Annotated in this window: 8 protein-coding genes and 2 tRNA genes; 1 reads left to right on the forward strand and 9 read right to left on the reverse strand. The window is 49.6% G+C overall.

Going from position 1 to position 12,225, the window contains the following annotated elements; genetic code table 11:
- Window positions 1-12: 12 nt before the first annotated feature.
- From B0F88_RS04120 to B0F88_RS04135, 4 genes are read right to left on the reverse strand one after another with little or no spacing between them, the layout of a single operon-like run.
- Window positions 13-1,617, reverse strand: coding sequence for an ABC transporter ATP-binding protein (locus tag B0F88_RS04120; protein ID WP_104422690.1), 1,605 nt, complete (start codon window positions 1,615-1,617; stop codon window positions 13-15).
- A complete protein-coding gene (locus tag B0F88_RS04125; RefSeq protein WP_104422691.1) occupies window positions 1,610-2,953 on the reverse strand; it encodes an ABC transporter permease in 1,344 nt (447 codons plus the stop codon). Before B0F88_RS04125 ends, B0F88_RS04120 begins: the two co-directional genes overlap by 8 nt.
- Complete coding sequence (locus B0F88_RS04130; protein ID WP_104422692.1) at window positions 2,953-3,981, reverse strand: ABC transporter permease; 1,029 nt, start codon at window positions 3,979-3,981, stop codon at window positions 2,953-2,955. The genes B0F88_RS04125 and B0F88_RS04130 overlap by 1 nt, the downstream gene beginning before the upstream one ends.
- Window positions 3,978-6,212: an ABC transporter substrate-binding protein gene (locus B0F88_RS04135; RefSeq protein ID WP_104422693.1), complete on the reverse strand. Its 2,235-nt coding sequence runs from the start codon at window positions 6,210-6,212 to the stop codon at window positions 3,978-3,980. Before B0F88_RS04135 ends, B0F88_RS04130 begins: the two co-directional genes overlap by 4 nt.
- Window positions 6,213-6,259: 47 nt before the next feature.
- Between B0F88_RS04135 and B0F88_RS04140 the strand changes: the two genes are divergently transcribed.
- Window positions 6,260-7,042, forward strand: a complete 783-nt coding sequence (locus B0F88_RS04140) for an enoyl-ACP reductase FabI (RefSeq protein WP_104422694.1) — start codon at window positions 6,260-6,262, stop codon at window positions 7,040-7,042.
- Between the two features lie 103 nt (window positions 7,043-7,145).
- Here B0F88_RS04140 and B0F88_RS04145 read toward each other — a convergent pair whose 3' ends face one another.
- From B0F88_RS04145 to lon, 5 genes are all read right to left on the reverse strand, one after another.
- Window positions 7,146-9,002: a SurA N-terminal domain-containing protein gene (locus B0F88_RS04145; protein WP_104422695.1), complete on the reverse strand. Its 1,857-nt coding sequence runs from the start codon at window positions 9,000-9,002 to the stop codon at window positions 7,146-7,148.
- 79 nt (window positions 9,003-9,081) lie between these two features.
- A tRNA-Asp gene (locus tag B0F88_RS04150) sits at window positions 9,082-9,158 on the reverse strand.
- 6 nt (window positions 9,159-9,164) lie between these two features.
- Window positions 9,165-9,240: transfer RNA gene (locus B0F88_RS04155), tRNA-Val, on the reverse strand.
- Between the two features lie 13 nt (window positions 9,241-9,253).
- The gene (locus tag B0F88_RS04160; RefSeq protein ID WP_104422696.1) at window positions 9,254-9,526 is read right to left on the reverse strand and encodes an HU family DNA-binding protein; all 273 of its coding nucleotides are present in this window, start codon (window positions 9,524-9,526) and stop codon (window positions 9,254-9,256) included.
- A gap of 194 nt (window positions 9,527-9,720) precedes the next feature.
- Window positions 9,721-12,153 (reverse strand): endopeptidase La, encoded by a 2,433-nt coding sequence (gene lon, locus B0F88_RS04165; protein ID WP_104422697.1) that lies wholly within the window; start codon window positions 12,151-12,153, stop codon window positions 9,721-9,723.
- Window positions 12,154-12,225 lie beyond the last annotated feature (72 nt).

A 12,225-nucleotide genomic window follows, 5' to 3' on the forward strand; every position in this document is an offset into this window, starting at 1 on the left:
TTGGTTGCGCCTTCAATGATCTGTTTTCAAAACCGGCACAGCCGCCAGCAGCTTTTGGGTATAAGCCTGTTTCGGCCGGGTCAAAACATCGGCCACACTGCCCTGCTCTACGATCTTGCCCCGGTACATCACCGCCACGTCATCGGCGATTTCCGCGACGACGGCAAGATCGTGGGTGATGAACAAATAGCTGACGCCCTTTTCCCGCTGCAAGGTTTTGAGCAATTGGATAATCTGCGCCTGCACCGACACATCCAGCGCGCTGGTCGGCTCGTCGCAGACGATCAGCTTGGGATCGACCGCCAAGGCGCGGGCAATGCAGATACGCTGGCGCTGCCCGCCGGAAAATTCATGCGGATAACGCAGCGCCGAATCCTCGGGCAAATCGACTTGCTGCAAAAGTTGCCGGACCCTGGCCTTGCGCTGCTCTGAACTCACCTCGGGATGCAAGGCCCTGATGCCTTCTGCGATGATGTCGCCGACCAGCATGCGCGGGTTCATCGACGAAAACGGGTCCTGGAACACGATCTGGATATTGGCGCGTTGTCGCCGCAATGCTTCGCCGGTTAAAGCATTCAACTCGACGCCGTTGATCACGACCCGCCCGCTGCCGGGTATCAGGTTCAGCAGGCTCTTGCCCAGCGTGGTCTTGCCGCAGCCGGACTCGCCGACCAGGGCCAGCGTTTTGCCTTGCTGGATGTCGAAACTGACGCCGTCGACCGCCCGCACATAATCGACAACCCGCTTGAATAGGCCTTTCCGTATCGGGTAATGGCAATAAAAATCGCTGACCTGGAGTAACGGAGGTTTTTCCTCGACGCTGTGCGTCAGGCAGCTTTGCATCGACGGCAGCGCGTTAAGCAGCTTGCGGGTGTAAGGGTGTTTGGGCCGGTTAAAAAACTCGGAGGTTAAACCGGTTTCGACGATTTTACCCTGCTGCATAACCGCAACCCGGTCAGCGATGGTGGACACCAGCGCCAAGTCGTGGCTGATCAGCCACAAGGCCATGCCGGTCTGTTGCTGGATGTTTTTCAGCAACGCCAGGATTTGCGCCTGGATGGTCACGTCCAGCGATGTAGTCGGCTCATCGGCGATTAACAAATCCGGCTGTCCCGCCAACGCGATCGCAATCATGACCCGTTGCCGCTGGCCGCCGGAAAGTTGATGCGGATAATCGTTAATGCGTTGCTGAGGCTCGGGCAGTTCAACCTGATGCAATAATTCCAGCGCCCGTTGTTTTACTGCGTCCCTGGGCAGGTTGAAATGCAGCTTGATGACTTCCTCGATCTGGCTGCCGATGGTCATCACCGGGTTCAGCGAGGACATCGGGTCCTGGAAAATAAAGCCGATGCGACGGCCGCGAATTTTGCACAGCTCGAATTCAGAGCGGCCAAGTAAATTATCGCCGTGCAAACTAATCGCTTCGGCGTTAAGCCTTGCATTGTTCGGCAATAACCTGAGCACCGACAAGGCAGTGATCGATTTGCCTGAACCGGACTCGCCGACCAATGCGAAGGTTTCGCCCGCATGGATTTCAAAACTGATGTCGTCGACGACCGTCTGCTTATGGTTGAAGGCGACGTTAAGATGATCGACGACCAATAGAGGATTATTCATTGCCGCTCCGTCTCGGGTCGAACGCATCCTGCACCACGTCGGCAAACAGATTGGCTGCCAGCACCAGCGCAAACATAAACACAAAGGCGGCCGTCAGCGACCACCACACGACAGGCTCACGCGCCATTTCCAGCCTTGCGCCGTTAATCATATTGCCCCAGCTGTAACTGGTCGGATCGACGCCGATATTGATATACGACAACACCGCTTCGGCCAGCACCAGAGAACTGAAATCCAGCACCACCGAGATCAGCACGATGTGCATCACGTTAGGCAGGATATGGCGCAGTAAAATCGCACCTTGCTTGACGCCCAAGGCCGAGGCGGCCTGGACGTATTCCATTTCCCTGAGCTTGAGGGTTTCCGCCCTGAGCAACCGGCACAAGCCTGTCCAACTGGTCACGCCGAGTATCATGCACAGGAACAATAAACGCGTATCGGCCCTGACGATAACGCTGGTAAAGTCCGACTCATGGCTGGCCATGTATACCTGCACCATCAGGATCGAAGCGGCGATCAGCAATACGCCGGGGATGGAATTGAGCGTGGTGTAGATGTATTGGATCACATCGTCCACCCAGCCGCGAAAAAATCCGGCCAGGATGCCGAAGATGATCGCCATCGGCAGCATGATTAACGTGGTTAACGTGCCGATGACCAGCCCGGTGCGGATGCTTTTTACGGCTTGATAAAACACGTCTTCTCCGACTTTGTCGGTGCCGAACACATGGTAATAAGGGGATAGATAAATTAAAGCATAACTAAACGATACGATCACAAATACGACAGCCAAAACCGTTTTCGCCGTTGAGCTGAGCATCAAGCGTTTATGTTGCTCAGCTAATAACCCCCACATCAGCAACATAAAAAAAACAATCAGGCTCGCGCCTTGAGCCAGGCCGTAAAGTGCTTTTTGTAAAATATCGGGGATTTTTTCCGTCTCGGGATTATTCAAATGCCTGCCGCCGAACTCCAGGCGCGGATAGCCCCATTGCATGGAGCCGTCCGGCATCGCGATCATTTCCTTACTGTACAGCTTAGTCGCAAAAGGCGCGGAATAGGTTTTTTCGCCATGTTCCCGTAGCGGCGTCGCCCAATAGTCCAGCAGGCTGATAATCTCGTTTTTTGTGTCATCGGTGGGCTTAAAATGCACGGAATCGAGCAAACCGATCAATACAAAAAACAGCAGCACTACCAGCGACACCATGCCGATTTTGCTGCGGCCAATCTGTTGCAGCGGGCGCTTGATGTGTTCTTTGCCGCGCAGGTGCAAGCCCAGCGCCAATATCACGACAATCAGCAAATAGATCAGCGCGTCTGTCCATAACACCACCATTACGATAACCTCACGCGCGGGTCAACCAGGGTATAGGAAATGTCGGTCAACAACAGCCCGATCACATAGAGCACCGAACCTAAGAAAACCATCGCGCGAACGATGGCAAAATCCTGACTGTTGATCGCGTCTATAGTGTAACTGCCCAAACCGGGGATACTGAAAAACGATTCCATGATCAGGCTGCCCATGAACAACAGCGGCAGCACCACCACGACGCCGGTCAAAATGGGAATCATCGCGTTGGGCAATACATGCCGGAACAGGGTTTGGGTTTCGCTCAGGCCCTTGGCCCTTGCGGTGCGCACATAGTCTTTTCCGACTTCTTCCAAAAACAGGGTTCTATACCAACGCGTACCCGAACCTATGCCTGAAAACACGCCGATCAGCACCGGCAAAATCAGGAATTTAACCGCCGCCATGCCGTCGTCGTAGCCGGAAATAGGCACCAGCCTTAAGACTTTGCCGATCACAAACTGGCCGCCGATAATGTAAAACAGCGAGGAAATCGACATCAAAATCACGCACAACACGATGCCCGCATGTTCCAGCGCCGCGCCAGCTCCCGACTGGCCTGCGGCATACACACCATCCTTGGAGATATAACTGTTGCGGAACAACACCATCATCAGCGCAAAGCAAATATTCACCAGCAAGCCGATCATCAACGTCGGCAAAGCTACGGCAAGGCTGGGCCAGGCGCGTTCTTTAATGTCCGCGCCGATATTCCGGCCGCTATCGGACACGCCGAAACGAAACAAAAACAAGCCGACCGATTTTTGGTAAAAAACGGTGTCGGTTATTTTCCCCCCGCCTTGCGCGGAATCATTCCAGAGCAGCGGCACATCGTAGCCGTGTTGCTGTTTCCAGTTGGCGATGGCTTGTTCGGTAACGTGCTTTTGCCCAAGCTGCATGCGTGCCATGTCATCCGGGCTGTTCACGACGAAGAACAGGACGAAGGTTAAAATATTGACGCCCATCAACAGCGGTAAGCTGTATAAAAGCCGCCGGATAATATATTGGGTCATTGCACGGTCTCCCTGCCGCGGCGGCGATAGGCATTAACCGCCGGAATCAACATCAGCACAAACACCGCGCCGCCGAGCACCAAAGGCCAAAATACCGGTTGGTTCCATTGCCGTCTTTTTTCAGCTCGGTCGGCCGTATCGATGCGGGTGTATTTAAGCTGGTTGTTCGCCATCAGGTTCGGTTTGAGGTTTTTATACCAGCCGTGAAACAGTGAAAAATTCTTCGGGTGAAAGCCGAAAATCCACGGCGCGTCACGGCGCACGATCTCCTGCATTTGCTGAATAATCCGGTAACGTTGCTCGCCGTTATCCATGTTACGCATTTGCTCGAATAAACGGTCGAATTCGGGGTTATGGTAATTTGCGGCGTTTTCGCCGCCGTACTGCACTTTGGAATTCGGACCGTACAGCAGGAAAAAGAAATTCTCGGGATCGGGATAATCGGCATTCCAGCCCCAGAAAAACAACTGGGCGTTGCCGGTGCGCATCTTTTCCTGGAAACGATTGTAGTCGGTAGCGCGTATCACCAGTTTTATACCCAGTTTTTCAAATTGCTTGCGATACCAGTTCATCCTGGGGCGGTCGTCAACGCTGGTGGCCGTGGTATCGAAATACAAAATCAGCGCTTCTTTGGTTTTGGGATCTATGCCGCCTGCATAACCGGCTTCGGTCATCAGTTGCCGCGCGGCATCGATTTTTTTACGCTGAGCTTTACCTACAGGATGTAGGTAAGGGGCGTGAGCAGGAGCGGAAGCTTTGTCATTCAGACTATCGTAAACATAGGGATTGAAGCCGCTTTTATCATCAACCCCGTAGGTGCCGGGCGGCAAAACGCCTTGCGCCGCAACGCCGCGCCCGTTCATGAAAATGGAGATAAACTCTTCATAGTCGACCGCAATGGAGATAGCCTGCCGCAACTTTCGAGCCTGCTCGGTCGCTCCGCCTACGGTCGCGTCCAGCATATTAAAGCCCATGTAAAAACTGGTGGTCGTCACTGAAGTTTGCAACTGGATGCCTTTTTCCAACAAGGAAGGCGTCAGCGCCACGCCGCCGCTGCCGGTAAATTGTATGGCTTGGTCGAAACTGTCCGAGGCGATGCCCGAGGCATCGTAATAGCCTTGCAGGAATTTTGTCCAGTAGGGGATGGTTTCTTTTTCCAGCATGAAAACCACTTTATCGATAAACGGCAGCTGTTTTCCGGCGTCGGCCAGCAGGCCTTTTTGCCGGTCGTCAGGCTCGCCTTCGCTCGGATAGGTTTCAACATGAAACAGCGGATTTTTCAGCAGGATCATGCGTCGGTTCGGGTTATTCTCCGCCAACAGGTAAGGCCCGGTGCCTATCGGGAACCAGTCCAGGGTAATGTTTTTATCGGCAAGTCCCGGCTGATCGTAAAACACATCCGCTTCCCACGGCATCGGCGAGAAAAACGGCATGGCCAGCCAGTAGATAAATTGCGGATATTTGCCTTTAATGCGGATGCGGTACTGGTAAGGGCTGAGCGCTGTTGCGCCTTCTATCGCCAGGTCCCTGATCGCCGTCTTGGGCTTGTCTTTGACCTGTTTGGAAAAATCGTCAAAGCCGACGATATAATTCTTCATGATTTCGGCTATCGGCGACTGAATTTTGGGATGCGCCAAACGCTTGATCTGGTAGACATAATCCTCGGCAGTCAATTCGCGCGAACCGGTCGCGTTAAAGTCATTAAGCGACGTAGCTGCCTCGATTTGCGCTGCGCTTAACCGGTGATATTCATAATTGCCCTGAGGATTTTTAGCCAGCGCCGGGTGCGGCTGGTAGCGAATACCGGATTGAATATCAATAATATAATCGGTAAACCCAATATCGCGGTCATTTGCACCCTGCTCCAGCTTTTCGCCTTTGGGGTTCAGATAAATAACTTCCGGCATACGGACGGCGGTTAGCGGCACCACTTGATAAGGCCGCTTCAGATAATGATATTGAAACGGCGGTTCGTAAATCTGCGAGATAAAGGCATATTCGTTGGAACTGTAGGCGACAGCCGGATCCATGTGCTTGGGTCGCTCCGAAAACGATTCGTACAAAACCGCTTGCCCGCTCTCGTCTTCGGTATAGGGATTGTTCAGTTGCGCCGATGCCGCACACGAAAACGTCGCGGCCAAAAACATGGCCGTCAATATCGGAACTAACGCACGAGCTTTGAAGGTTTGCATCTTCATGGACAAAAGACTGGACATCAATATAAGGGTCATAGATACTTGAAACTCTATTGTAACAACAAAAACATGGGGAGATGATAATGGGTTTTATGCAGGGCAAACGTGTCTTGATTGTAGGCTTAGCCAGTAACCGTTCAATTGCATGGGGCATTGCCCAAGCCATGCACCGCGAAGGAGCTGAATTGGCCTTTACCTTTCAAAATGAAAAACTGCAAAGTCGCGTCGAAGAAATGGCAGGGCAATGTGATTCCAACATTACCATTGAATGCGATGTCAGCATTGATGAGCATATCGACAATGTCTTTAAAAAACTGGGCGAGCATTGGGACGGCCTGGATTGCATCGTGCACTCGGTCGCTTACGCCCCCCGCGACGCGCTAAACGGCGATTATGTTGATGTCACCACCCGCGAAAACTTTAAAATCGCTCATGATGTGAGTTCTTACAGCTTTACTGCATTGGCAAAAGCCGGACGCGCAATGATGGCGGGCCGCAACGGCTCACTGTTAACCCTGTCTTATTTAGGCGCCGACCGCGCGATCCCTAATTACAACGTAATGGGTGTCGCCAAAGCCAGCCTGGAAGCCAATGTCCGCTATATGGCTGTTGCGTTAGGCGCGGAAGGTACGCGCGTTAATGCGATTTCCGCCGGCCCGATCAGAACGCTTGCCGCCTCGGGTATTAATGATTTTAAATCCATGCTCAGCAAAGCGGCCGATACCGCGCCTTTAAAGAGAAACGTCAGCATTGAAGAAGTCGGCAACGCGGCGGCTTTCATGTGTTCCGACCTGGCTTCGGGTATTACCGGCGAAATTACTTTTGTCGATTGCGGCTATAATATTGCCGGCTTAGCAGCGTCTTAAAAGCAAAAATCTTGACGCAAAAAAAGGGAGCTTAAAGCTCCCTTTTTTATTTCCGGCTCGGTAGTATCCAACCCCATCACTCAACTATGTGATGGGCTCCGCTCTACCGCTTCACCGATATATCGGCATCGGCCTGCAAGCTGTTTATCAACGCATTAAACTCAGTCTGCCCGAAAGCCTTGGCAATATTCTTCGTCGCCAGTTCCAGCTGCTTTTTATCGTCTTCAGTCATTACGCCTTCCTTTACTTTCGACAAACTCACAACCGCTTGTTCTCCGGCGGGTAATTCAGCAATAAAAACAGTGGATTTTCCGCCCACTGGTTTAGCCGCCCTAAAAATCGCATCACTCAGCACCAATGGCAAACCATCTTTGCTGCGTGTTAAACCCGCCACTGTTTTAACTTGCAGCTTGTTCTCAGCCGCTACAGCCTGAATAGAATCGCCCGCCTGTAATTTAGCCTTGATCTTTTTAGCTGTTTCAGCAGCCTGCCGCCTGGCTTTATCGGACTGTAATACCGCAACTATCTCCGGCTTAACATCTTTTTGCTCACGCGCAGCCGCCGCTTTGTGTTCCAACAGCCGCAACACAACCAGGCTGTCGGTTCCCAATTCTATCGGTGCGCTATTGTTACCATGCAGAACTTCTTCAGTGAAGGCTGCACTCCGAACTTTCTCTTCAGCGGCAATGCTCTCGCCCTTGTCTTTGGTGAATAAGGCCGATTTCTTAATGGTGACGCCTAAAGCGTCTGCAACTGTTTTCAGGTTGTCGGGATTTTCATAACTCATTTCGGTCAAGGTTTCACCCGCCTCATAAAAGGCATTTTCCGCTTGGGCTTTCTGATAAGCCTTGGTCACTTCGTTTTTCACTGAATCGAACGGTTTGACTTCTCCCGGCGCCAACTCGGTTACTTTAATCAGATGATAACCGAATGCCGACTTAACGGGATTTGAAACTTCACCCAGCTTTAGAGCGCTCGCCGCATCCTCAAATGATTTTTCCATGACGCCGACATTAAACAGGCCTAAATCCCCGCCTGTTTTAGCGGTTAACTTATCGTCGGAAACTTCCGCCGCAACAGCCGCAAAATCTTTATTAGCCAATTCTTTTTTTGCGTTCAAGGCTTTTTCCAAAGCCGTTTTCTCGTCGGTTTTGTCATTAATTGCAAACAGGATATGACTGATTTTCCTTCGTTCTGCGGTAGTGTATTGATCTTTTTGCTCCTCATAATAAGCTTTCAATTTGTCATCAGTTACCGCTATCGTCTTGGCTATATCTTCAAGCGATAATTCTATATATTCTATAGAGACTTGCTCAGGCGTTTGATAGGCATCCTGATGCTGTTGATAATAGGCTGTGATTTCTTCCTCTGTGGGTTGCTCTGCCGTTTTTTGCACCGCAACAGTGACATAATCTACATCACGTTGCTGATTCTGGATTTTGAAAAAACTTTCCACATCATATTTCGTTGCAAAACTGCTATCTATAATGCTGCGCTGAAACTGCTCCATGATCAGTGCGCTCTTGATCCTGTTTACAAATTCCGCTGAGGACATTTTTTGTAAATTAAGCATTGTTTTATACCGCTTGTCATCAAACTTACCATCTACCTGAAAATAAGGCAGCGATTGTATAAATTCGCGCGCGGTATCATCCGTTGTAACCAAGCCTTTGGCATGCACATATTGCAATAAAACTTCATCCTTTATCAGCTTCTCCAACGCCTGCGCCTTCAAGCTTTGTTCGTCAATGGTCATCCCTTGAAGATTCTGGCTATACTGCTCATAAGCCTTGTTAACATCGCGCTGAAAAAAATCCTTATCGCCTACGGAAGCGACAGGTGCTTCTTTTCCGGTATCCAAATAGTTCTGAATCCCCCATAAAGCAAAGGGCACACAAATTACTATCAAAATACCCCATGCAAAAGCACCTTGTGCTTTTTCTCTAATTTTTGTCAGCATATGCTCTGTCCTAAAGAAACAACTTAATTTTAATCAAAAAAAAAGCCCCGAACCAATCGATCCGGGGCTTTTTTGATTTTGGCGGAGTGGACGGGGCTCGAACCCGCGACCACCGGCGTGACAGGCCGGTATTCTAACCAACTGAACTACCACTCCAAAGTCTGGTGGGTGCTGAGGGGTTCGAACCCCCGACCCTCGCCTTGTAAGGGCGATGCTCTCCCAGCTGAGCTAAGCACCCGACTAAAGAAATCCTAGTTTACAGCATCTTTTAAAGATTTACCAGCTTTAAATGAAGGAATTTTTGCAGCCTTAATAGTAATCTCAGCCCCAGTCTGTGGATTACGTCCTTTGCGCTCCGCTCTTTCTTTTACAGCGTATGTTCCAAATCCAACTAAAGCAACTGAATCACCGTTGCTTAAGGCTTTTGTAACTGCACCAATAAAGCCATCTAATGCACGACCCGCATCCGCTTTAGTTAATTCAGCAGATTCTGCTATAGCGTCAATAAGTTCCGATTTATTCATTATTCCCCCTTAGGAAGTCATTTTTTAAAGTTATATTCTAAAAGCTCAGCGTGATAATTCTTGATGCCCCATCCTCGGCAGCACAAAAAACACCGGTATTTATAACAACTGGGCTTGCGCAGTGTCAAGCATTACCACCCCGGAAGCCCTGATTTTTGCGGTTTTGCCAATTCCTTAACAAAACTTAGCATTAGTCAATGTGCTGTTAAACCCTGTTTTATTATTTTAACTGCGTCAGCTTCATTTTTTCCTTGCTCTTCCGCTTCTATCTTTTCAACAGGCATGGGCATATATTGCAAAGCGACTTCCAATACCTCGTCAATCCAATGGACGGGTTTGATCTTAAGATTTTGCTTGATATTTTCCGGTATCTCTGCCAAATCTTTTTCATTCTCAGCTGGAATCAAAACTGTTGTTATCCCTCCGCGGTGAGCCGCCAGGAGTTTTTCTTTCAATCCCCCGATAGGCAACACCTCTCCTCGCAAGGTAATTTCACCTGTCATAGCTACACAGGCGCGAACAGGTATTTTGGTCAAAGCTGAGATGATAGCGGTACACATACCCACCCCGGCACTCGGACCATCTTTGGGAGTCGCGCCTTCCGGCACATGGATATGTATATCATTTTTCTGAAACAGCTCATTATCAATACCCAGGATTTCCGACCGGCTCCTGACCACCGTCATCGCGGCTTCAATTGACTCCTTCATGACATCACCGAGCTTACCGGTTGCCGAATGCTTGCCTTTTCCCGGAATTACCGCTGTCTCAATAGTCAGCAATTCGCCCCCTACTTCGGTCCAGGCCAAACCGGTCACTTGTCCAATCTGATCTTTCTCTTCAGCCAAACCGTAATGAAAACGCCTAACCCCTAGATATTTATCCAAATTTCCCGAATTAACCACGACTTTGCTTTTTCTTGGCTTTAACAGCAAATCCTTAACCACTTTACGGCAAATTTTCGAGATTTCACGCTCAAGACTCCGCACCCCCGCTTCCCGAGAGTAATAACGGATCATATCCCTGACAGCCTCTTCCGTGATCTGAATGTCCCGATCCTTAAGACCGTTATTATTAACTTGCTTCGGGATCAAATACCGGATTGCGATATTGATTTTTTCGTCTTCCGTATAACCGGCAATGCGTATAACTTCCATTCTGTCCAGCAGCGCCGGAGGTATATTCATAGTATTGGCAGTCGCAACAAACATCACATCCGACAAATCGAAATCCACTTCCAGATAATGATCTGAAAAAGTGTGATTCTGCTCGGGATCCAGCACCTCTAATAAAGCCGACGCCGGATCTCCCCGAAAATCGGCCGCCATTTTATCGATTTCATCGAGCAAAAACATAGGGTTCCGCGTTTTCACTTTGGCCAGATTCTGCAAAATTTTACCCGGCATAGAACCTATATAAGTTCGACGATGCCCGCGGATTTCAGCCTCATCGCGCACGCCGCCCAGAGCCATACGCACATATTTGCGATTGGTTGCCCTGGCAATGGACTCACCCAACGAGGTTTTACCTACACCCGGAGGTCCCACCAAACACAAAATAGGCCCTTTGAGCTGCCTCACCCGTTGCTGAACGGCAAGATATTCAAGAATACGCTCTTTAACCTTCTCCAACCCGTAATGCTCGGCCTCCAAAACCTGCTCGGCAAGCTTTAAATCATGACGTACTTTGGTTTTTTTCTTCCAGGGTACATTGACCATCCAGTCAATATAATTGCGCACCACGGTTGCCTCGGCTGACATAGGCGACATCTGCTTAAGCTTGTTAAGCTCTGCATCCGCTTTTGCCCGGGCTTCTTTAGACATACCGGCGCTCTCAATTTTCTTCGCCAGCTCTTCAATTTCATTGGGTACATCATCCATGTCCCCCAATTCTTTTTGAATCGCCTTCATCTGTTCATTCAGATAGTATTCCCTTTGGTTCTTCTCCATTTGCTGCTTAACGCGCACCCGGATTCTTTTCTCCATCTCCAGAAGGTCAACCTCCCCTTCCATTAAGGTCATTAAATCTTCCAACCGCTTTTCAATGTCTGCTGTTTCAAGAATAGCCTGCTTTTCATTAACCTTTAAAGTCATATGAGCCGCCATCGTATCGGCAAGACGGCTTGGATCGTCAATACCGGACAATGAATTCAAGACTTCCGGCGGAATCTTATTATTCAGCTTAACGTATTGATCGAACGAATTAATCACCGTCCGCTGTAACACATCCTGCTCTTGCTCAGTGAGTTTTAAAATATCGTGAATTTCCGTCACCTCGGCAGAAAAATAATCCCCCGTTTCTTTGTAACGCAACACTTTGCTGCGCTGAATCCCTTCAACCAAAACCTTGACAGTTCCATCAGGTAATTTCAGCATCTGTAAGATATTAGCCAGGGTGCCGATCTCATAAAGATCAGCAATATCCGGCTCATCGACTTCAGCCTCTTTTTGCGCGACCAATAAAATCTGTTTATTGTCTTTCATGGCGGCATCTAAAGCATCAATCGACCTTTCCCTACCGACAAACAAGGGAATGACCATATGCGGATAAACGACCACATCTCTGAGCGGCAAAACCGGAATCAGTACATTTATTTGTTGTAACTCTGTCATTTTGTGCGTTTCCATAAATGGAACCTTACCAATTTTTCTTAGAAAGAGAAATTATGGGGATGTTAATTTAAATAGCAAGCTTGCCGG

The organism is Methylobacter tundripaludum (assembly GCF_002934365.1).
Lineage (GTDB): Bacteria > Pseudomonadota > Gammaproteobacteria > Methylococcales > Methylomonadaceae > Methylobacter_A > Methylobacter_A tundripaludum_A.

What these genes read in the sequence shown, in the direction of transcription:
- B0F88_RS04145 (WP_104422695.1), bottom strand. Translation starts at nt 9,002, where the DNA reads ATGCTGACAAAAATTAGAGAAAAAGCACAAGGTGCTTTTGCATGGGGT.
- B0F88_RS04125 (WP_104422691.1), bottom strand. Translation starts at nt 2,953, where the DNA reads ATGGTGGTGTTATGGACAGACGCGCTGATCTATTTGCTGATTGTCGTG.
- B0F88_RS04140 (WP_104422694.1), top strand. Translation starts at nt 6,260, where the DNA reads ATGGGTTTTATGCAGGGCAAACGTGTCTTGATTGTAGGCTTAGCCAGT.
- B0F88_RS04120 (WP_104422690.1), bottom strand. Translation starts at nt 1,617, where the DNA reads ATGAATAATCCTCTATTGGTCGTCGATCATCTTAACGTCGCCTTCAAC.
- lon (WP_104422697.1), bottom strand. Translation starts at nt 12,153, where the DNA reads ATGGAAACGCACAAAATGACAGAGTTACAACAAATAAATGTACTGATT.
- B0F88_RS04160 (WP_104422696.1), bottom strand. Translation starts at nt 9,526, where the DNA reads ATGAATAAATCGGAACTTATTGACGCTATAGCAGAATCTGCTGAATTA.
- B0F88_RS04135 (WP_104422693.1), bottom strand. Translation starts at nt 6,212, where the DNA reads ATGACCCTTATATTGATGTCCAGTCTTTTGTCCATGAAGATGCAAACC.
- B0F88_RS04130 (WP_104422692.1), bottom strand. Translation starts at nt 3,981, where the DNA reads ATGACCCAATATATTATCCGGCGGCTTTTATACAGCTTACCGCTGTTG.